At 70.3% G+C, this 21,041-nt stretch carries 19 protein-coding genes; 3 read left to right on the top strand and 16 right to left on the bottom strand.

Annotated features, from left to right (window positions below; genetic code table 11):
* Nucleotides 1-37: 37 nt before the first annotated feature.
* The 6 genes from mltG to ITJ50_RS11360 form a co-directional block, all read right to left on the bottom strand.
* Nucleotides 38-1,618 (bottom strand): endolytic transglycosylase MltG, encoded by a 1,581-nt coding sequence (gene mltG, locus ITJ50_RS11385; protein ID WP_140448099.1) that lies wholly within the window; start codon nucleotides 1,616-1,618, stop codon nucleotides 38-40.
* 92 nt (nucleotides 1,619-1,710) lie between these two features.
* Complete coding sequence (gene ruvX, locus ITJ50_RS11380; RefSeq protein WP_031259739.1) at nucleotides 1,711-2,154, bottom strand: Holliday junction resolvase RuvX; 444 nt, start codon at nucleotides 2,152-2,154, stop codon at nucleotides 1,711-1,713.
* Nucleotides 2,155-2,162: 8 nt separating this feature from the next.
* Nucleotides 2,163-4,820 carry an alanine--tRNA ligase gene (gene alaS / locus ITJ50_RS11375; RefSeq protein WP_017887168.1) on the bottom strand — a complete coding sequence of 886 codons (2,658 nt, stop codon included), beginning with the start codon at nucleotides 4,818-4,820 and terminating at the stop codon, nucleotides 2,163-2,165.
* A 60-nt stretch (nucleotides 4,821-4,880) separates the two neighbouring features.
* Nucleotides 4,881-5,063 carry a hypothetical protein gene (locus ITJ50_RS11370; RefSeq protein WP_017887167.1) on the bottom strand — a complete coding sequence of 61 codons (183 nt, stop codon included), beginning with the start codon at nucleotides 5,061-5,063 and terminating at the stop codon, nucleotides 4,881-4,883.
* Between the two features lie 123 nt (nucleotides 5,064-5,186).
* On the bottom strand, nucleotides 5,187-5,816 hold the full coding sequence (rpsD, locus tag ITJ50_RS11365; protein WP_017887166.1) for a 30S ribosomal protein S4: 630 nt from the start codon (nucleotides 5,814-5,816) through the stop codon (nucleotides 5,187-5,189).
* A gap of 249 nt (nucleotides 5,817-6,065) precedes the next feature.
* Nucleotides 6,066-7,418: a replication-associated recombination protein A gene (locus tag ITJ50_RS11360; protein WP_017887165.1), complete on the bottom strand. Its 1,353-nt coding sequence runs from the start codon at nucleotides 7,416-7,418 to the stop codon at nucleotides 6,066-6,068.
* Between the two features lie 129 nt (nucleotides 7,419-7,547).
* On the opposite strand from ITJ50_RS11360, the gene ITJ50_RS11355 reads away from it, so the two are divergent.
* Both ITJ50_RS11355 and ITJ50_RS11350 read left to right on the top strand, forming a co-directional pair.
* Nucleotides 7,548-8,360: a peptidylprolyl isomerase gene (locus tag ITJ50_RS11355; protein WP_017887164.1), complete on the top strand. Its 813-nt coding sequence runs from the start codon at nucleotides 7,548-7,550 to the stop codon at nucleotides 8,358-8,360.
* Between the two features lie 113 nt (nucleotides 8,361-8,473).
* On the top strand, nucleotides 8,474-9,706 hold the full coding sequence (locus ITJ50_RS11350; RefSeq protein ID WP_017887163.1) for a DUF349 domain-containing protein: 1,233 nt from the start codon (nucleotides 8,474-8,476) through the stop codon (nucleotides 9,704-9,706).
* Between the two features lie 152 nt (nucleotides 9,707-9,858).
* Here ITJ50_RS11350 and ITJ50_RS11345 read toward each other — a convergent pair whose 3' ends face one another.
* From ITJ50_RS11345 to ITJ50_RS11325, 5 genes are read right to left on the bottom strand one after another with little or no spacing between them, the layout of a single operon-like run.
* Entirely contained in the window at nucleotides 9,859-10,821 is a 963-nt protein-coding gene (locus tag ITJ50_RS11345; RefSeq protein WP_017887162.1) for a bifunctional riboflavin kinase/FAD synthetase, read from the bottom strand.
* Nucleotides 10,822-10,829: 8 nt separating this feature from the next.
* Nucleotides 10,830-11,282: a hypothetical protein gene (locus ITJ50_RS11340; RefSeq protein ID WP_194590525.1), complete on the bottom strand. Its 453-nt coding sequence runs from the start codon at nucleotides 11,280-11,282 to the stop codon at nucleotides 10,830-10,832.
* Nucleotides 11,283-11,327: 45 nt separating this feature from the next.
* A complete protein-coding gene (locus ITJ50_RS11335) occupies nucleotides 11,328-11,693 on the bottom strand; it encodes a hypothetical protein (protein ID WP_017887160.1) in 366 nt (121 codons plus the stop codon).
* Nucleotides 11,690-12,652 carry a tRNA pseudouridine(55) synthase TruB gene (gene truB, locus ITJ50_RS11330; protein WP_194590524.1) on the bottom strand — a complete coding sequence of 321 codons (963 nt, stop codon included), beginning with the start codon at nucleotides 12,650-12,652 and terminating at the stop codon, nucleotides 11,690-11,692. The genes ITJ50_RS11335 and truB overlap by 4 nt, the downstream gene beginning before the upstream one ends.
* Nucleotides 12,653-12,674: 22 nt before the next feature.
* A complete protein-coding gene (locus tag ITJ50_RS11325; protein ID WP_052481889.1) occupies nucleotides 12,675-13,121 on the bottom strand; it encodes a hypothetical protein in 447 nt (148 codons plus the stop codon).
* 52 nt (nucleotides 13,122-13,173) lie between these two features.
* Here ITJ50_RS11325 and ITJ50_RS11320 point away from each other — a divergent pair, with 52 nt between their 5' ends.
* The gene (locus tag ITJ50_RS11320; protein WP_371831432.1) at nucleotides 13,174-14,100 is read left to right on the top strand and encodes an A/G-specific adenine glycosylase; all 927 of its coding nucleotides are present in this window, start codon (nucleotides 13,174-13,176) and stop codon (nucleotides 14,098-14,100) included.
* Here the strand turns inward: ITJ50_RS11320 and rbfA are convergent.
* The 5 genes from rbfA to ITJ50_RS11295 form a co-directional block, all read right to left on the bottom strand.
* Complete coding sequence (rbfA, locus tag ITJ50_RS11315) at nucleotides 14,097-14,567, bottom strand: 30S ribosome-binding factor RbfA (protein WP_042540197.1); 471 nt, start codon at nucleotides 14,565-14,567, stop codon at nucleotides 14,097-14,099. The genes ITJ50_RS11320 and rbfA overlap by 4 nt on opposite strands.
* A gap of 114 nt (nucleotides 14,568-14,681) precedes the next feature.
* Nucleotides 14,682-17,534 (bottom strand): translation initiation factor IF-2, encoded by a 2,853-nt coding sequence (gene infB / locus ITJ50_RS11310; protein ID WP_042540195.1) that lies wholly within the window; start codon nucleotides 17,532-17,534, stop codon nucleotides 14,682-14,684.
* Between the two features lie 74 nt (nucleotides 17,535-17,608).
* Entirely contained in the window at nucleotides 17,609-17,920 is a 312-nt protein-coding gene (locus tag ITJ50_RS11305) for a YlxR family protein (protein WP_042540193.1), read from the bottom strand.
* Nucleotides 17,921-17,988: 68 nt separating this feature from the next.
* Nucleotides 17,989-18,984, bottom strand: a complete 996-nt coding sequence (nusA, locus tag ITJ50_RS11300; protein ID WP_031259736.1) for a transcription termination factor NusA — start codon at nucleotides 18,982-18,984, stop codon at nucleotides 17,989-17,991.
* 258 nt (nucleotides 18,985-19,242) lie between these two features.
* Entirely contained in the window at nucleotides 19,243-20,994 is a 1,752-nt protein-coding gene (locus tag ITJ50_RS11295; protein ID WP_194590523.1) for a proline--tRNA ligase, read from the bottom strand.
* Nucleotides 20,995-21,041 lie beyond the last annotated feature (47 nt).

Raw genomic sequence — 21,041 nt, 5'->3', positions numbered from 1 at the left:
AATCCTCCCACAGCGTTCGTCCGTGCGACGTCGGCGCCTACTGGTAGTCGGGGTGCGCTCGCAGCCAGGCCTGGAACTGTTCGACCGCGACCAGGTGCTGGTCGTAGGTGTCCGAGAAGACCGTCTTGCCCGACTCCAGGTCGACCGTCACGAAGTACAGCCACTTGCCCGCGGCCGGAGCCGTGACCGCCTTGATCGCGACGTCACCCGGGTTCGAGATCGGTGCGGGCGGCAGCCCCTCGTGCACGTAGGTGTTGTACTCGTTCGAGGCGTCCGCGCGCTCCTCGTCGGTCGTGGTCACGGTGTGCGTGTTGCCCGTGCCGTACGCGACCGTGGCGTCGGACTGGAGCTTCATGCCCTGGTCGAGCCGGTTCTGGAACACCCGCGCGACCTTCGGGTAGTCGGCCGCGAGCCCGGCTTCCTTCTGCACCAGCGACGCGAAGACGATGGTGCGCTCCTGGTCGGCCTCCTTGACGCCGGCGGCGGCGAGGTGCTCCTTCATCGTGTCGACCATCGACTTGAAGTACTGTTCGGCGGACCAGCCCGGGTTGATCGGGTAGGTCGCGGGGAAGAGCCAGCCCTCGAGCGTCGTGACGCCTGCCGGCAGGTCGTACGCCGACAGGTCCTTCGCGGCCGCGTCGACCTGCTTCTTCGTCAGGCCGGCCTTCGAGACCATGCCGGCCTCGATGTCGGCCAGCGCGGTGCCCTCGGGGATGATGATCGACGCCTGGACCCGGTTGTCCTTGTCCTGCAGGGCGGCCAGCGCGGACTTGGAGCTCATCTGCTTCTTCAGCGCGTACGAACCGGGCTGGAACTGCACGTCCGGCGAGGCGAGCAGGAGCTTGTAGAACACCTTCGAGTCCTTGACGACGCCGCTGCGCTGCAACGTCGCGGCGACGTTCTCGCCGATGTCCCCCTGCTTGATGGTGATGGTCACCTTCGAGGTGCCGTCACCGGTGTAGTCGTCGGGCTCCTGCGCACCGCTGATCGCGCCGATCAGCTGCTGGATCTTCGGGGCGGCGAACGTGTAGGCCCCGACACCCGCGGCCAGCACCACCGCGACGATCACGAGCCCGGCGACGAGCGGTCCGCGTCGACGCTTCGGTCGCGGGTCGCGCGGCTGCCTGGAGGAGCGTCCTCTGCCGCCTCGTCCGCCGCGTCCGCCGCCTCCCGCGGCGCCACCGCCGCCGGTCGCGTCGCCGTGGTCCGTCCCGTCGGCACCGGACCCGCCGCCCGCGGCGGTCGCCGCGGACCCGGTCGGCAGTTCGCCGGTCAGGAGTGCTGCGACCTCGGGGTGCAGCTCGTCGGGGCTGGTGGCGATCGGTGCGTCGGCGGGAGACGCCGGGCGTTCGTCGCGCGTGGTCGCCGGAGCATCGTCGGCCGGCTCGGGGGCCTGCGGCTCGTCGGTGGGCTCCGGGGCGGGTGAGCCGGCGACGCGGGCTCGTTCGGCCTCGAGTGCGCGGGCTTCGCGTCGGGACATCGGAGGCGCGGGCGGTGGGGTCACCCGACCAGCGTCGTCGCGGTCATCGGTGCCTGTCGTGCGGTCGGAAGTCGCCTTCCGCCGCTCGGCGTCGTTGCCGGGCGCGATGATCGCGTTCCAGTCCAGATCGTCTGCCAACGTCCTCGGTCTCTCGGTCGGGAACTCCACCTGGGCACCGTCGTCCGCGGACTGACGACGGGAGCACCCTTGCGCGGTACCGGGCAGCCCTGTCAGGGAAGCGTGGTGCCCGGAGGGGCACCTGCACTGCGCTCGTGGTCGAGCGCGTGTTGCAGAATGATAACAGCGGCTGCTTGGTCGATCACGGCCCGGGACTTCTTCGTGTTCTTGCCGGCCTGGTGCAGCCCGCGCTGGGCGGTCACCGTCGACAGTCGTTCGTCCACCAGGCGCACCGGACGACGCGCTGCGATCCGGGCGGCGAACACGCGGGCGTCCTCGGTCGAGGCGGTGTCCGCGCCCGACATCGACAGGGGCAGACCGACCACGACCTCGACGACGTCGTACTCGTCCGCGAGCTCGAGGATGCGCCGGAGGTCCTTCGAGTCGTCGCGACGGACGGTCTCGACCGGCGTCGCCAGCAGGCCGTCACGGTCGCACACCGCGACCCCGATCCGGGCGCGCCCGACGTCGACGCCGAGCCGCCGCCCGGACCGGATGCCCACGGTCAGCCCGCGAGCCGTGCGGTCACGGCACGGAGCGCCGCGGGGAGCGCGGCCGCGTCGGTCCCGCCGCCCTGCGCCAGGTCCGGCTTGCCACCGCCACCGCCACCGAGCACGCCGGCGGCCTCCTTCGCCAGGGGGCCCGCCTGCACGCCGGCAGCACGAGCGGCGTCGTTGGTCGCGACGATCACGATCGGCTTGCCACCGACGACCGCCCCGAGCACGACGACGGCAGCACCGTCACCGAGCTGGCCCCGCACACCGGTGGCGAGCGAGCGCAGGTCGTCGCCGGACTGCAGTCCGTCGACCGTCTCGGCGACCACGGTGGTGGCACCGACGGTCGTGGCGTTGCGGGCGATGGCGGGCACGCGCTGCTGCAGGTTCGCCGACTCGTACTCGGCGAGCTTCTTCTGGGCGCTCCGCAGGTCCTCCATCAGGTTCTGCACGCGGGCCGGCAGGTCGGCACGGGGTGCCTTGAGCGCGCTGGAGAGCTGCGACACGATCGTGCGCTCGACGGCGAGGTCGCGGAACCCCTCGAGCCCGACCAGCGCTTCGACGCGGCGGTTCGTCGAACCGACGCTCGACTCCCCCACCAGGTTGACGAGTCCGATCTGTGCACTCGAGGCCACGTGGGTGCCACCGCAGAGCTCGCGGGACCACGGGCCGCCGATGTCGACCATGCGGACCTCGGCGCCGTACTTCTCACCGAACAGGGCCTGCGCGCCGAGGGCCTTCGCCTCGTCGATGGGCAGGATGCGCGTGGACACCTCGAGGTCGGTGCGGATCGCGGTGTTCACGACCTCCTCGATCTCGGAGCGGGTCTCGAGCGACACGGGCTGCGACCACGAGAAGTCGAGGCGCATGTAGCCGGACTTGTTGTACGAACCGGCCTGCAGCGCCTCCGGCCCCAGGATGTCGCGGAGCGCCGCGTTCACCAGGTGCGTCGCGGAGTGTGCCTGGGTCGCGCCACGGCGGTACTCGGCATCGACGACGGTGCTCGCGGCGTCGCCGACCCCGACCTCGCCGGAGCGGACCTGCACGGTGTGGCTCCAGAGCCCGGAGACCGGTCGCTGGACGTCGAGGACCTCGAGGTCGAACCCGTTGCCGACGATCGAGCCCTGGTCGGCGTCCTGGCCGCCGGACTCGGCGTACAGCGAGGTCTCGCCGAGGATGACCTCGGCGATGTCGCCCACCACCGCGCGGTCGACGCTGACGCCGTCCACGATGATGCCGAGCACGCGCGTCTCGGTCTCGAGTGCGTCGTAGCCCAGGAAGGTCGTCTCGCCCTTCGCCCGGAACGCGCTGTAGACGCTCAAGTCGGCGATCGCGGTCTTCTTGCTCTTCGCGTCGGCCTTCGCCCGGGCGCGCTGCTCGGACATCAGGGTCTCGAACGCCGTGCGGTCGACGTGCACGCCGGCTTCCTCGGCCATCTCCATCGTCAGGTCGATGGGGAACCCGAAGGTGTCGTGCAGCAGGAACGCCGTGTCGCCGCCGATCGACGGGGCACCGTCCTGCTTCGCGCGCTCGACCGCGACGTCGAGGATGGTCGTGCCCTGCGCCAGGGTGCGGAGGAAGGTCTCCTCTTCCGCGTAGGCGATGCGGGAGATCCGGTCGTAGTCGGACGCCACCTCGGGGTAGGCGTCGCGCATCGCGTCGCGGGACGCCGGGAAGAGCTCGGGGAACGTGGCGGCCTCGACGCCGAGCAGGCGCATGGCGCGCACGGTCCGGCGGAGCAGGCGACGGAGGATGTACCCGCGGCCCTCGTTCGACGGGCTCACGCCGTCGGCGATGAGCATCAGCGAGGAACGGACGTGGTCGGCGATGACGCGCATGCGCACGTCGTCCTCGTGCACGGCACCGTAGCGACGGCCGGAGATCTCGGCCGCGCGGTCGAGCACCGGGCGCACCTGGTCGATCTCGTACATGTTGTCGACGCCCTGCTTGATGAAGGCGACGCGCTCGAGCCCCATGCCGGTGTCGATGTTCTTGTTCGGCAGTTCGCCCGTGATCTCGAAGTCGTACTTCGACCGCACGTCGGCGATCTGGTACTGCATGAAGACGAGGTTCCAGATCTCGACGTAGCGGTCGTCGTCGGTGGCCGGGCCGCCGTCGATGCCGTGGTCGGGGCCGCGGTCGAAGAAGATCTCGGAGCAGGGACCCGCGGGTCCGGGCTGCCCGGTCGACCAGTAGTTCGTGTCCTTGCCCAGACGCTGGATCCGCTCGTCGGGCAGCGACGAGTGCTGCTTCCAGAAGGCGATCGCCTCGTCGTCCTCTTCGTAGACGGTGACCCAGAGGTCGTCGGGCGAGAAGCCGAGCCCCCCGTCGGTCTCCGACTTGGTGAGGAACTCCCAGGCGAACTGGATCGCCTGCTCCTTGAAGTAGTCGCCGAACGAGAAGTTCCCGTTCATCTGGAAGAACGTGCCGTGGCGAGGGGTCTTGCCGACCTCTTCGATGTCGTTCGTCCGGATGCACTTCTGCACGCTCGTCGCCCGCGGGAACGGCGCCGGGATGAGCCCGGTCAGGTACGGGATGAACGGCACCATGCCGGCGACCGTGAAGAGGAGCGACGGGTCGTCGGAGACGAGGGATGCGGACGGGACGACGGTGTGGCCGCGGTCACCGAAGTACTGGAGCCAACGGCGGCGGATCTCTGCGGTCTGCATGGTGCTTCCTGGGTTCAGGTCGTGGGTGGAGGAGAGTCGTGACAGCTCGAAGCGGAGCGCTCAGACGTCCGTGCGGAGCTCGGCGTCGCGCGATCGGTAGCCGTCCGCGACGGCACCCGTGAAGGCCTTCGTCTTGGCGTTCACCTCGGCGAAGAGCCGGGCGCCACCGGAGGTCTGGGCGACCCGGTGTGCGACGGCGAAGCCGATGACGATGCCGACGGCGACGAAGAACAGCTGCTTCACGGTGCCTCTCCCTCTGTGCACCCGGGCGGTGCATGCCCGGACAAGCTTAGCCGCCGGCGCCGGAACGCCGAACGGCGGGTCGCCCTCGAGAGGACGACCCGCCGTTCGGGTGTGTTCAGTGGATCAGCGAGCTGCGTAGTACTCGACGACGAGCTGCACTTCACAGGTCACGGGGACCTCGGCGCGCTTCGGGCGACGCACGAGGCGGGCCTGGAGCTTCTCGATCTCGACCTCGAGGTAGCCCGGGACCTTCGGGAGGACTTCCTGGTGGCCACCGGCAGCGGCGACCTGGAAGGGCTCCATCGACTCGGACTTCGCCTTGACGTGGATCAGCTGGCCCTCCTTGACGCGGAAGGAGGGGCGGTCGACGAGCTTGCCGTCGACCAGGATGTGACGGTGCACGATCAGCTGACGGGCCTGCGCGGTGGTGCGGGCGAACCCGGCACGGACCACGAGGGCGTCGAGGCGCTGCTCGAGGAGCTCGACCAGGTTCTCACCGGTCAGGCCCTTCGTCTTGCGGGCCTCTTCGAAGACGATGCGGAGCTGCTTCTCGCGGATACCGTACTGGGCGCGCAGACGCTGCTTCTCACGGAGGCGGACGGCGTAGTCGCTGTCCGCACGACGGCGCGTACGGCCGTGCTCACCGGGCCCGTAGGGGCGCTTCTCGAGGTAACGGGCCGCCTTCGGCGTCAGCGGGATGCCGAGCGCGCGCGACAGGCGGGTCTTGCTGCGGGTACGTGACTTGGTAGACACAGGGTCCTTTTCTCTGTTCGAACTGAATACTCGCCGGGCACTCCAACAGCACGCTCAGTGGTGCAGCACGTGCTCGGTCCCGACGACGGGATCCAGAGGGATGAGCCTGTGGGATCGGACGGCTACAGTCCGAACCTCTGCCCCCGTACCACCGGAGTGGCACTCTGTCCTCGACGCAGCCGTGCTCGAGGACCAGGACGTAGGCCCGTCAATGCTAGCAGCATCCAGCCCGGCGAAGAAGCACCGACACTAGTGCCCGCGTGTGATCTTCCGGAGTCGTTCGAGCCGCGGCCCGACCTCTCGCTCGTACCCGTTGGCCGTCGGGGTGTAGTACTCGGTGCCCTCGAGGGCGTCCGGCAGGTACTGCTGCTCGGCGACCCCGTGCTCGGCGTCGTGCGAGTAGACGTACCCCTTGCCGTGCCCGAGTCGCTTCGCCCCGGCGTAGTGCGCGTCGCGCAGGTGCATCGGCACGGTGCCCATCCGCCCCGCCTTGACGTCGGCCATCGCCTGGTTCACCCCGTTGTAGGCGGCGTTCGACTTCGGTGCCGTCGCCAGGTAGACGACCGCCTCGGCCAGGGGGATGCGGCCCTCGGGCATGCCGATGAGCTGGACGGCCTGCGCCGCGGCGACCGCGATGGACAGCGCCTGCGGGTCGGCCATGCCGATGTCCTCGGACGCGGAGATGATGATCCGCCGCGCGATGAACCGGGAGTCCTCGCCGGCCTCGATCATGCGGGCGAGGTAGTGCAGGGCTGCGTCGACGTCGCTCCCCCGTACCGACTTGATGAACGCGCTGATGACGTCGTAGTGCTCGTCGCCCTGTCGGTCGTAGCGGAGCAGTGCCCGGTCGACCGCGGCGGCGACGGTGTCGGCGTCGACGACGGGCACGGTGTCGTCGTCATCGTCCTGCGCCGCGGTGGCCGATGCCGCAGCGGCCTCGAGCGCGGTGAGGGCGCGTCGGGCGTCGCCGGAGGCGAGCCGGATGATCGCACTGCGGGCTTCGTCGCCCAGGACGACGGCGCCGCCGAGGCCCCGGGGGTCCTCGACCGCACGGTCGACGAGCATGCCGAGGTCGGGATCGGTGAGTGGTTTGAGCGTCAGGAGCAGCGAGCGGGAGAGCAGCGGCGAGATGACCGAGAACGACGGGTTCTCGGTGGTGGCGGCGATCAGGATCACCCACCCGTTCTCGACGCCGGGCAGCAGGGCGTCCTGCTGGGCCTTGCTGAAGCGGTGGATCTCGTCGAGGAACAGCACCGTGGTCGACCCGTACAGGTCGCGGTGGGTCAGTGCCTTCTCCATGACCTCGCGAACGTCCTTCACGCCGGCGGTCACGGCGGAGAGCTCGACGAACTCGCGGCCGGACTGGCGTGCGATGGCCTGCGCCAGCGTGGTCTTCCCGGTGCCGGGCGGACCCCAGAGGATCACGGAGACCCCGCCGGGGTTGTCACGCGTGCCGGTGGCGAGCTGCACGAGGGGTGAGCCCCGCCCGAGCAGGTGCTGCTGGCCGGCGACCTCGTCGAGGCTGGTCGGTCGCATCCGGACGGCGAGCGGGACGGAACCCTGCGCGAGACCGGCGCGACCACCCGTGGTGGGCGCGTGCATGCCCGAACGATCCGCTGCCATCCTGCAATCGTAAGCCGCACCACCGACGCACGCCGCGCCTCCGAGCCGGTGGTGGTGACCGTTCGGCTACGCTCGTTGCACACTGCGACGAGAGGGCAGACCAGCACCGTGGCACCGAAGAACCCAGCGCGTGACAACCGTGAGGCGCGCGAGCGGCTCCGCCTCTACCAAGCCCGTCAGGGCCTGCACGAGCGGCAGCGCAGCCGCCGTGTGCGCGACAACCTGATCGGTGCAGGCGCCCTCGTCCTCGTCGCGGCCCTCGCCACAGGGTCGCAGCTCGCCTTCGCCGGGTCGCGGGGGTCGGACGCCCCGACACCGAGCACCTCCGCGTCGTCCACGGCGACGCCGTCGGCCAGTGCGACGGCCGGCAACACCGGCGACGTGCCGAGCAAGTCCATCGCGAAGGGCGCGACCTGGACGGGCACGCTCACGCTGAACAAGAGCATCGACCTCGGCATCGAGCTCGACGGGGCGAAGGCACCGCAGGCCGCGAGTGCCGAGATCTCGTTGATCCGCGACCAGTTCTACAACGGCACCACGTGCCACCGACTCGCCGACAGCGCCGGTCTGAAGTTCCTGCAGTGCGGATCCGCGAACGGCGACGGTACCGGCGACGCGGGCTTCGAGTACGGCCCGCTCGAGAACGTGCCGAAGGACGGCGTCTACGAGAAGGGCACGATCGCGATCGCTCGGTCGGACTCCCCCTACTCGCAGTCGACGCAGTTCTTCATCGTCTACGGGGACACCACGCTCGACGGCTCCACAGGCGGCTACACGGTCGTCGGGAAGGTCACGAGCGGCCTGTCCGAGCTCGAGTCGGAGATCGCTGCGAAGGGCATCGCATCCCCCGGCAGCGACGGCACCGGCGAGCCGAAGGTGGCGACGAAGATCACCGACGCGACCATCGCGGAGCAGAAGTAGTCCACAACCCGTCGCACCGGTCGGGCGGCGGAGCCCGTCCGTGCAATAGGCTGACGACCTGACCGTGCCGACGGTGACGTCGGCGATGCACGACCACGATCGAGGCGAGACCTGTGGGATCTGACGAAGCAACGACCTGGGGGCGGGTCGACGAGAACGGGACCGTGTACGTCCGGTACGAAGAGACCGAACGTGCTGTCGGTGAGTACCCGGACGCCACCCCCGAAGAAGCACTCGCCTACTTCGCGCGGAAGTACGCCGACCTCGAGGGGCAGGTGAAGATCGCCGAGCAGCGCGTCCAGCGCGGCGCGTCGGCGAACGACGTCGCCCGGACGGTCGAGCACCTGACGGCCCTGGTGGCCGACGCACGGGTGGTGGGCGACATCAAGTCGCTCGAGACCCGCGTGGGTGTCCTGGCCGAGCAGCTCGGCTCGCTCACCAAGGAGCAGGCAGAGCAGGCGCAGCAGGCCCTGCAGGACGCGCTGGCGCACCGTACCGCCCTGGTGGAGGAAGCCGAGGCACTCGCCGCGGTCGACCCGGCGCGCGCGCAGTGGAAGCAGATCACGGCGCAGCTCGACGACGTGTTCGCACGCTGGCAGCAGCACCAGCACGACGGGCCCCGGATCCCCAAGAACGAGGCGAACGACCTCTGGAAGCGGTTCCGCGCAGCGCGGTCCACCGTCGACCAGCACCGTCGTGCCTTCTACTCCGAGCTGGACGCACAGCACCGTGACGCCCGGACCCGCAAGCAGGAGCTCGTGGCGCAGGCCGAGGCCCTCGCACCCCGCGGCTCCGACGCGATCCCGGACTACCGTCAGCTCCTCGACGACTGGAAGAACGCCGGGCGTGCGGGCAAGCGGCACGACGACGCACTCTGGGCCCGCTTCAAGGCCGCCGGTGACGTGCTGTTCGAGCAGCGCCACGCCGAGAGCGCGGCCGAGAACGAAGAGTTCTCCGCCAACCTCGAAGCGAAGCAGGCCCTGCTGACCGAGGCCGAGCCGCTCCTGCAGGCGACCGACCGGGTCGCCGCGCGCAAGACCCTGACCGGGATCCAGCGCCGGTGGGACGAGATCGGCAAGGTCCCCCGCGCCGATGTCCGTCGTGTCGAGGACCGCCTGCGCGCGATCGAGGACCACGTCCGTGGGCTCGAGGACGCGCACTGGAAGGAATCGAACCCGGAGCGCAAGGCCCGTCAGAACGGTCTCGCGAGCCAGCTCGAGGACGCCATCGGCAAGCTCCAGTCCGAGCTCGCCGCGGCCCAGGCCACCGGTGACGCCCGGAAGATCAAGGACGCGCAGGAAGCCCTCGACGCCCGCAAGATCTGGCTCGACGCCCTGGGCGGCTGAGCCGCAGCACCACCCACGACGCCCCCGCGACCGGAACGGTCACGGGGGCGTCGTCGTGCGGGCCGAGCACAGCGTGCAGGCCGACTCAGCGTGCAGGCCGGATCAGCGTGCAGGCCGGATCAGCGTGATCGCGGGGACGGCGGACACGCGGCTCAGACCGGCGCGGGCAGCCCGAGGAGCAGTCGGATGTCCAGGTCGTCCTGGCGCATCTGCGCGGCGAGCTCGTCCATCGACGAGAACTTCACCATGCCGCGAACGTACGACACGAAGAGCACCGAGATCCGGTCGCCGTACAGGTCGATGTCGACGTCGAGCAGGTGTGCCTCGATCTGCTTGGCCGGCACGCCCTCGAACGTCGGGTTGTTGCCGACCGACACCGCAGCCGGGTAGACCGTGCCGTCGTGGAGCACCCGCGCAGCGTAGACACCGTCGGCGGGGACGAACCCCTCGCACGCCGGATCGAGGTTCGCGGTGGGGTACCCCATCGCGCGGCCGCGCTGGTTGCCGTGCACCACGACGCTGCGGACGGCGTGTTCACGCCCGAGGAGCCGTGCGGCCTCGGCGACGCGGCCCTGGCCGAGCAGCTCACGGATCCAGGTGGAGGACACCCGGCGCTCGTCGTCGGGTCGGACGTCGTCGATCAGGTCCACGTCGTCGATGAGCTCGACCGTGAACCCGTGCTGCTCCCCCAGGACACGCAGCAGGGAGACGTCACCGGCGCCCTTCGCGCCGAAGCGGAAGTCACTGCCGACGAACACCAGGCGGGCGTGCAGGGTGTCGACGAGGATCTCGGACACGAACGCCTCGGGCGACTTCGACTGGAGTTCCTGGTCGAAGCGGAGCAGCAGGGTCGCGTCGACCCCGGCGTCCTCGAGCAGCTCGCGGCGTTGCGCGGTGCTCGTCAGGGCCGGCGGGACGTGCGGTGGGTCGATCACGTTGAGCGGGTGCCGGTCGAACGTGACCACGGTCGCCACGAGGTCGTGCTCGCGCGCAGCACGCTCCAGGTGCGCGATGACGGCTCGGTGCCCGACGTGCACACCGTCGAACTTGCCGATGGTGACCGCACTCGGCCCGAACCCGTCCGCCACGTCGGCGGTGTCCTCGTAGAACTGCACGGCGGCCCCTACTCGCTCGCCGGGGCAGTGGACGAGGACGCAACCGGTGTCGGCTCGGCGACCGCGGTGCGGTGGTGCTTGCGGAGCCACCAGAGCCCGGCGATCGGGAGCACGAGCGGCGCGAAGGCGTAGCCCATGCCGTAGTACGACCAGATGGTGTCGTCGGGGAACAGCTGACGGTCGAACAGCGACAGGGTGCCGATGACGAGCACCCCGGTCATCTCGAACGCGATCGTGACGCAGGCGACCCGGTACCAGAACCGACCGGGCATGATGAGGGCGATCATCGCGACGATGTACACCACCGCGGCGACGGCGCTGAGCGTGTACGCGAACGGTGCGAACGAGAACTTCTCGATGATCTGCACGACGCTGCGTCCGGTCGCCGCCAGCGCGAGGATGCCGTACACGGCGATGAGGACGCGGCCGATGCCGGTCGCGAGTGAGGATCTGGTCGCCATTGCACCGATTCTACCGACGCGCGGCTGCGCGCATGACCTGCGACGTCAGTTCAGCGCGAACCAGATCTGGTACATCCGGTAGACCATCACCGCGACGGTGAATGCCCCGGCGCCGAGCACGACGGTGCTCCACTTCGTCCGGTCGATCAGCGCCCACACGACCGCGGCCGGCGGGACGAGGAGCACCGACACCGCGTACACCCCGAACTCGAGTGCGTTGCCGTCGGGCGGGCTGCCCGTCGCCGGCAGCACGATCGAGATGACACCCTGCACCAGGAGCAGCAGCTCGATCAGCACGAGTGCGCCGACGGTGTAGTCGTTCGGCTTCCAGCCGATGAACCCCACGACGACCGCGAAGAGCCCCACCACGACCGCGAGCACCAGTTGCACCCACATGAACCACTCGATCACGCGCGCGCTCCGGTCTGCGAGGAGGACGACGCACCGGGCGCCGGGAAGTTGGTGATGACCCGGAGCAGCCCGCGCCGGACGGACACCAGGCCTACGAGCCGGTCGTCGGAGGCGGTGACCGCTGCCACCGGCCCGTCCGAATCGGGGTGCTCCGCGGCCACGCGCTTGCCGTCGGTGAGGTCCTTCGCCGACGCGGCATCGAGGGTGACGGAGGAGAACAGTCGACGGGCGATGTCCGCAGGACGTGCGAGCGCGGCGCGGACGTCGACGGCATCGTCCTCGAGGTCGATCGCGTCCTGCACGTCGAACGGTCCGACCCGGGTCCGACGGAGCGCGACGAGGTGTGCGCCGGTGCCGAGCGTCGCGCCGACGTCACGGGCGAGCGCACGGACGTAGGTGCCCGAGGAGCAGGTGACGACGACGTCGAGGTCCACCACGGCGACGTCCGTGCCGTCCACGGTGACGGTCCGGTCGTTGCGGTTCGTGACGTCGAACTGCGAGACGGTCACCGTGCGGGACTTGAGTTCGACCGCCTCACCCTTCCGCGCCAGGTCGTAGGCGCGGCGCCCGTCGACCTTGATCGCACTGACGGTGGACGGGACCTGGTCGATCACGCCGCGCTGTTCGGCGACGGCGGCCTCGACGGCGGCCTCCGAGACGTCGGCAGCGGTCACACCGGGAGCCGTGGTGGGCGTGCCGTCGGCGTCGTCGGAGTCCGTCGACACACCGAGCCGGATGGTCGCCGTGTACGTCTTGTCGAGCCCCACCAGGTGCGTGAGCAACCGGGTCGACGGCCCGATGCCGAGCAGGAGCAGCCCGGTGGCCATGGGGTCGAGGGTGCCCGCGTGGCCGACCTTCTTCAGGCCGAGTCGCCGGCGGGCGATGGAGACCACCCGGTGGCTGGAGATCCCCTGCGGTTTGTCGACGAGGAGGATGCCGTCCGGCGCGGTTTCGAGCACCAGGAGAGATTACCAGCGCCGGTCAGCAGGCGTCGTTCCACTCACGGCGGGGGTGCTCGGGATCGGTGACGTCGAGCACCGCGGAGGCCGCGATCTTGACGTCGGCCCGGCGCTCGAGCCGCCCGGCTTCCTGCTCCACCCACAGCGACCAGCGCCACAGGGTGCGGACCCCGGGGGCGAGGAGGCCCCGCCCGTGCACGATCAACACGCCGTCGCCGGCACCGGTCGTGCGGAAGGGCGTGACCAGATCGGCCCGGAGCGTGTCCTGGTCGGCCGACGGCGCAGCGGCCGCCATGGCGGAGACCCCGTGCTGCTCGAACCCGGAGACGAGCGCGGCGGCGACCCGTTCGAGGTCGGTGCCGTCCTGCCCGTCGATGCCGATGACGGTGCGGTTGGTGCCGACCTGCGCGATCGCCTCTGCAGCGATCGCGGCCATCGTGTCGGTCTCTTCGGGTGCCCAGCGTGCCATGCGTCCACCGTAGGCTGTCGTGGTGAACGCGAGTCGGGCCTCCAGACAGAATGTGGACAACCCGACCGCGGGAGCCGGCGTGCAGGAACCGGCCACGCCGGAACAGCCCGACATCGCCACCCCGCTGATCGCGTGGTTCCGGCAGCAGGCGCGGGACCTGCCGTGGCGCCGCCCCGGCTTCCCCGCCTGGGGCACCCTGGTCAGCGAGATCATGCTGCAGCAGACGCAGGTCGCGCGCGTGATCCCCCGACTGGAGGCGTGGCTCACCCGGTGGCCGACGCCTCGCGACCTCGCAGAATCGCCTCCGTCCGAGGCGGTGCGCGCCTGGGACCGGCTCGGCTACCCGAGACGCGCGCTCGCGCTGCACGCCGCGGCGACCGCGATCGCGACCGACCACGGCAACGTGGTGCCTCGGGACGTCGACGCCCTGCTCGCGCTGCCGGGCATCGGCGACTACACCGCACGGGCCGTCGCGGTCTTCGCCTACGGCGACCGGCACCCGGTCGTCGACGTCAACGTTCGCCGCGTGCTCGCACGGGCGGTCCTCGGCCAGGGCGAACCCGGGCCGGCGAAGGCGAAGCAGGACCTCCCGCTGATGGAGTCCGTCCTGCCGGTGGACCGTGACGACGCCGCGGCCACGAACGCCGCCGTGATGGAGCTCGGCGCCCTGGTGTGCGTCTCACGCTCCCCCGCGTGCGACGCCTGCCCGATCGCGGACCGCTGCGCCTGGCGTGCTGCCGGCTACCCGGAGCACGACGGACCGCGGGCACCGCGCCAGGCGAAGTTCGCCGGCAGTGATCGGCAGGTCCGCGGGCTGATCATGGCCGAGCTGCGCTCCAGCGACGTGCCGGTCACCCGGTCCGAGATCGAACCGGTGTGGCCGGACGCAGACCAGCGCGACCGGGCGCTCGCGTCGCTGCTGCGTGACGGTCTCGCCGTCGGCGACGACGCGAGCGGCTACCAGCTGCCCGGGGTCTAGGAACGGGCTTCGGCGGCGCCGTCGTCCTCGGAGTCGTCGTCCTCGTCGTCCTCGTCGCGCTTGTACGGGTCGGCGTCGCCGGCGTACGTCGCGCCGACCGAGGCCGCACGGACCTGCTCGTCGCGCACCTGGGCCTGCACGAGCAGGTCCTCCATGTGCGCCGACGTCTCGGGCAGGGCGTCCGCGATGAACTCCAGCGACGGCGTGAGCCGGGCGGTGATGTTCTTGCCGACCTCGGACCGGAGCATGCCGGTCGCGGCCTTGAGCGCCGCTGCGGAGTCTGCGCGCTCCTCGTCGGTGCCGTAGACGGTGTAGAAGATCGACGCGTGCTGCAGGTCACCGGTCACACGGACGTCGGTGATCGTGACGAACCCGAGTCGCGGGTCCCGCAGACCCTTGTCGAGTCGACGTGCGACGACTTCCTTGATGCGGTCCGCCATCTTGCGTGCGCGCTGCGGATCGGCCATGTGGGTGCCTCCTGAGGCAGTGGCGGGACACTTCCCGCCGGTGGTCCTGCGTGGGAAAGGGGTCGGGCCCCGGCCTCCCGCGTCGGGAGGCCGGGGCCCAGAGGAGTCACGCGATCAGTCGCGCGGCTTCTCGACGAGTTCGGTCGTCTCGACCTCGTCGCCGATCTGGATGTCGTTGAACTTGCCCAGACCGATACCGGCTTCGAAGTCCGTGCGGACCTCGGTCACGTCGTCCTTGAAGCGACGCAGCGACTCGATGGCCAGGCCATCGGCGACCACGACGCCCTCGCGGATGACGCGCGCCTTGGCGTTGCGCGTGATCGTGCCGGAGCGGACGATGACACCCGCGATGTTGCCGAACTTCGAGGAACGGAACACCTCGCGGATCTCGGCGACGCCCGACTGGACCTCTTCGTACTCGGGCTTGAGCATGCCCTTGAGGGACTGCTCGATGTCGTCGAGTGCGTTGTAGATGACCGAGTAGAAGCGCACGTCGATGCCTTCGCGCGCCGCACGTTCACGGGCCTTGACGTCCGGACGGACGTTGAAGCCGATGACGATGGCGTTGTCGATCGTGGCGAGGTCGATGTCCGACTCCGTGATCGCACCGACACCGCGGTGCAGGATGCGGAGCTGGACGCTGTCGTCGACCTCGATGTCGAGGAGCGACTGCTCGAGTGCCTCGACGGCACCGGAGACGTCACCCTTGATGATGAGGTTGAGCGACTCGACCTTGCCCTCTTCGAGCGCACGGGTGAAGTCCTCGAGCGAGATGCGCTTGCGCGACTTCGCCAGCAGGGCGTTGCGCTCGGCCGCTTCACGCTTCTCAGCGATCTGACGGGCCGTGCGGTCTTCTTCCGTGACGAGGAAGGTGTCACCGGCGCGGGGCACCGAGGACAGACCCTGCACCTGGACCGGGCGGCTCGGCGTCGCAGCCTTGACCGCGACCCCGTTCTCGTCCGTCATCGCACGGACACGGCCGTACGCCGTGCCGGCCACGATGGCGTCACCGACGTGGAGCGTGCCGGACTGGATGAGCACCGTGGCGACTGCACCGCGACCCTTGTCGAGTCGGGCTTCGATCGCCACACCACGTGCGTCCTTGTCGGGGTTGGCACGCAGGTCGAGACCGGCGTCCGCGGTGAGCAGCACGGCGTCCAGGAGCTCCTGGATGCCGATGTTCTGCCGCGCCGACACGTCGACGAACATGACGTCGCCGCCGTACTCCTCGGCCACCAGGTTGTACTCGGTGAGCTGCTGGCGGACCTTGGCGGGGTTCGCGCCTTCCTTGTCGATCTTGTTGACCGCGACGACGATCGGCACACCGGCCGACTGCGCGTGGTTCAACGCCTCGATGGTCTGGGGCATGATGCCGTCGTCCGCCGCGACCACGAGGATCGCGATGTCCGTCACCTGGGCACCACGAGCACGCATGGCCGTGAAGGCCTCGTGACCCGGGGTGTCGATGAAGGTGATCGGGCGGTCGATGCCCTCGTGCTGGGCGACGATCTGGTACGCACCGATGTGCTGGGTGATGCCACCGGCCTCGCCCTCGACGACCTTCGAGTTGCGGATCGCGTCGAGGAGGCGGGTCTTGCCGTGGTCGACGTGACCCATGACGGTGACCACCGGCGGCCGCTGCTGCAGCACGTCGTCGTCTTCGTCCTCGAGTTCTGCTTCGAGGTCGATGTCGAAGCCCTCGAGGAGCTCCTTGTCCTCGTCCTCGGGCGAGACGATCTGGATCTTGTAGCCCAGCTCGTCGCCCAGGACCTCGAACGTGGCCTCGTCCAGCGACTCGGTCGCGGTCGCCATCTCACCGAGGTGGAACAGCACCGTCACGAGGTTGCCGGGCATGGCGTCGATCTTGTCCGCGAAGTCCGAGATGCTCGCACCACGACGGAGTCGGACGACCGTGTTGCCGTCGCCACGAGGGACCTGCACACCGCCGAGCGACGGGGCCTGACGCATCTCGTACTCGGCGCGCTTCGTCCGCTTCGACTTGCGGGCACGGCTCTTGCCGCCACCGCGACCGAACGCACCCGCGGTACCACCACCGGGGCCACGACCACGGCCACCGCCACCGGCGGGACGCGGGCCGCTGAAGGCCGGACGCGGGAAGCCGCCACCGGCACCGCCGCCGGCACCCGGACGTGCACCGGGGCCGCCACGGCCACCACCCTGGCCCGGGCGCTGCCCGAAGCCGTTGGGACGGTTGCCCTGACCGGGACCACCCGGACGCGGAGCACCCGGACGGGGCGTGCCCGGACGCGGGGGCTGCGGACGCGGGATGCCACCGCCACCGGCTGCGCCGGCGGCAGGGCGCTGGCCCATGCCCTGGTTGGAGGAGTACGGGTTGTTGCCGGGGCGCGGCGGGCGCGAGCCCATGCCCTGGTTCGACGAGTACGGGTTGTTGCCCGGACGTGCACCGGGCTTGGGGCCACCCGGCTTCGGACCGGCCGCCGCGGGAGCCTTCGGGCTGCTGCCCGGCTTCACCGCGTCGGACTTCGGTGCTTCGTCGGTCGAGTCGCCGGCCTGCGCGGCGGCCTGCTGCTCAGCGGCCTGCTTCTCGGCACGGGCCTTCTGCGCGGCCTCGGCCTCGGCCTGTCGCTGGGCGACGGACTTCGGTGCGGCCGGTGCCGGCACGTCGGCAGCGGGTGCTGCCGGGGCCTCGGGCTCCGGCGCGGGGGCCGGACGAGCCGGACCCGGACGGGGGCCGCCGGGCTTGGGTGCACTCGACTTCGGCGCGCTGGCCTTGGCGGGTGCGCTCGGCGCGGACGCCGAGTCGGCGGGCTTCGACGCGGGGACGCCGTCTGCCTGCAGGGCGGCACGGAGCTTCCGTGCCACGGGGGGCTCGATGCTCGAGCTGGCGCCCCGGACGAACTCGCCGAGCTCCTTGAGCTTTTCGAGTGCGGTCTTGCTGTCGACGCCGAGTTCGCTTGCGATCTCGTGTACGCGTGGTTTAGCCACTGTTCTCCTTCACGGGTCCCACCCCGTGAAGGGGCAGGACTCAATGGATGACGGGTCTCACTTCGAGCCGCTCATCAGTTGTCCATAAGCCGTTCAGCCTGTTCTGTCATGTCCGGGCGCTCGGCCGGTTCCTGTGGGAGACCGGCGATGTGGTCGAGCACCGCGGACGTGTCGGGATCGCGATCCAACCGGAGCGCACGGCGGAAAGCCCTGCGCTTGACGGCCAGATCGTAGGCATCGACGGTCGGTGTGAGCCATGCTCCCCGGCCCGGCATGACTGCCTTCGGATCCGCCACGACACGGCCATCGCTCAGGGCGACGACTCGGAGGAGGGAGGATCGGGAAGCGCGACGGCGACTGCCGATGCACGTTCTGACGGGAACCACTCTACTCCTTGCCTCGGACGTGCGCGATCCGGCGCGCCCTCGAGGGGCACGCCGGGGGCGAAATCGTCCTAGTCCTCGCCGTCCAGGATGGAGTCCGGCTGGATGTCGATGCGTGCACCGGTGAGCTTCGCGGCGAGGCGGGCGTTCTGACCTTCCTTGCCGATCGCGAGCGACAGCTGGTAGTCCGGCACGAGTGCGCGGACGGCCTTGGTCGAGGCGTCGAGCACGAACGCGCTCGTCACCTTGGCCGGCGACAGGGCGCTCGCGACGAACGACGCCAGGTCGGACGAGTAGTCGACGATGTCGATCTTCTCGGCACCGAGCTCGTTCGTGACGGACCGGACACGTGCGCCGAGCTCGCCGATGCAGGCGCCCTTCGCGTTGACACCGGGCTCGTTGGCCTTGACGGCGATCTTCGTGCGGTGACCGGCCTCGCGGGCGAGGGAGGTGATCTCGACGACGCCGGACGCGATCTCCGGGACCTCGAGCGCGAAGAGCTTCCGGACCAGGCCCGGGTGCGTGCGCGAGACGGTGATCTGCGGACCCTTGTTGCCGCGGGCGACACTCGTCACGTAGACGCGGATGCGGGAGCCGTGCGTGTAGGACTCCCCCGGCACCTGCTCCTCGGGCGGCAGGATCGCCTCGATCGTGCCGAGGTCGACGTGCACCATCTTCGGGTTCGGGCCCTGCTGGACCACGCCGGCGACGATGTCGCCTTCCTTGCCGCGGAACTCGCCGAGGATCTTGTCGTCGCCGATGTCGCGCAGGCGCTGGTTGATGACCTGCTTCGCCGCGAAGGCCGCGATGCGCCCGAAGTCGCTCGGCTGGTCGACGGCTTCACCGATGACGGTGCCCTCGTCGTCGAGCTCGGGGACGTAGACGCTGACCTCGCCGGACTTGCGGTCGAGCTCCACACGCGACTGCGCGTGGGCCGGCTCGCCGTTCTCGTCGGCGTGCTTCTGGTAGGCGGTCAGGATGGCAGATTCGATGATCTGGACGAGCTCGTCGAACGGGATCTCCCGCTCGCGCTCCATGAGTCGCAGGACTGCGAGATCGATCTTCACCGAGGTGCCTCCGTATTCAGATGAGTCGCTCCTGCGGGGTGGAACTGCGCAGAAGTCGGCCACAAGCGTACCCCAGAACCAGACGGCGGACAGGAGGCCCGTGGCGGCGTCGCCACGGGCCTCCCGTCCGTCAGGTGGTCACGTCCAGGTCGTGACACGCCGTCGTCTCGCCGAGACGCCGCCAGATGCGCGAGACGCCGCCCGATCGGGCGGCGTCTCGTCGGATCGGCGGTGTCCAGCGGACACGACGGCGTCGTGTCAGATCGCGCGGACCGCGTCGAGCAGTTCGGCCACCGGCACGTCGCGGCGGTCGCCCGTCGCACGGTCCCACAGCTCGACGACGCCGTCGGCGGCGCCGCGACCCGCGACGACGACGATCGGCATGCCGAGCAGTTCGGCGTCACGGAGCTTCACGCCGGGCGACACCTTCGGGCGGTCGTCGTAGAGCACGTCGAACCGTTCGCCCTCGAGCTCGGCGACGACCGAGGATGCCAGCTCGTAGGCGACCTGGTCGCGACCCGTGGCGACGATGTGCACGTCGAACGGTGCGACGTTCTTCGGCCAGACCAGGCCCTTCTCGTCGTTGTGGGACTCGGCCAGGATCGCGAGGATGCGGGTCACGCCGATGCCGTAGGAGCCCATCGTCACCGTGGCGAGCTTGCCGTTCTCGTCCTGCACCTTGAGGCCGAGCGCCTCGGCGTACTTGCGACCGAGCTGGAAGACGTGCCCGATCTCCATGCCGCGGGCGGTCTCGAGGGGGCCGGAGCCGTCCGGGGACGGGTCGCCGGCACGGACGTCGGAGACCTCGACGACACCGTCGGCCACGAAGTCGCGGCCGGCGACGAGGGCGGAGACGTGCACGCCGCGCTCGTTGGCGCCGGTGATCCAGCTCGTGCCGTCGACCACGCGCGGGTCGACGAAGTAGCGGATGCCGGTGGCGCTGTCGGCGCCGAGGACCTGCGGGCCGATGTAGCCCTTCACCAGGCCACGGTGCTTCTTGAAGTCGTCGTCGCCGGCGGCCTCGACCTCGGCCGGGGCGAACGACACCTCGGCACGCTTCAGGTCGACGTCGCGGTCACCGGGCAGGCCGACGACCACGACCTCCCGCGTGCCGTCGAGGTGCGTGAGCGCGAGGACGACGTTCTTCAGCGTGTCGGCCGCGGTCCACGGTGCGCCGTCGCGCGGGGCGACCTGGTTGGCGTGGGCGACGAGGGTGTCGATCGTCGGGGTGTCCGACGCCGGCAGGAGCACGGGTTCGGGCTGGCCCTCGACCGGCAGGGACTCGGGGACCGGGGTGACGTACGCCTCGACGTTGGCCGCGTAACCGCCGGCGCTGCGGACGAAGGTGTCCTCGCCGACGCCGATCGGGTGCAGGAACTCCTCGGACTTGGAGCCGCCCATCGCGCCGGCATCGGCCTTGACGATGACGTAGTCGAGGCCCAGGCGGGCGAAGATCTTCTCGTACGCATCGCGCATGACCTGGTAGCTGCGCTCGAGCCCCTCGTCCGTGAGGTCGAACGAGTACGCGTCCTTCATCGTGAACTCGCGGCCGCGCAGGAGGCCGGCGCGGGGCCGGGCCTCGTCGCGGTACTTGTCCTGGATCTGGAACAGGGTGACCGGCAGGTCCTTGTAGGACGAGTACAGGTCCTTCACCAGGAGCGCGAACATCTCCTCGTGCGTGGGGGCGAGCAGGTAGTCGGACCCCTTGCGGTCCTGCAGGCGGAACATGCCGTCGCCGTACTCGGTCCAGCGGTTCGTCGCCTCGTACGGCTCACGCGGCAGGAGCGCGGGCAGCAGGACCTCCTGTGCACCGGCTGCGACCATCTCGTCGCGGATGATCGCCTCGATCTTGGCGCGCACCCGGAGGCCGAGCGGCAGCCAGGCGAAGATCCCCGGGGACTGGCGACGGACGTACCCGGCGCGGACGAGCAGCTTGTGGCTCGTCACCTCGGCGTCGGAGGGGTCGTCGCGGAGCGTACGGAGGAACAGATGCGAAAGCCGTGTGACCACGGGGCAAGCCTAGTGGCGGCGGGCCGGCGGCGCGGGTTCCCTACGGT

This window comes from Curtobacterium sp. VKM Ac-2889, from assembly GCF_015350855.1.
GTDB classification, from domain to species: Bacteria; Actinomycetota; Actinomycetes; order Actinomycetales; family Microbacteriaceae; genus Curtobacterium; species Curtobacterium poinsettiae.
The sequence above is the reverse complement of the archived record's forward strand: the minus strand, read 5'-3'. Positions and strand labels throughout refer to the sequence as shown.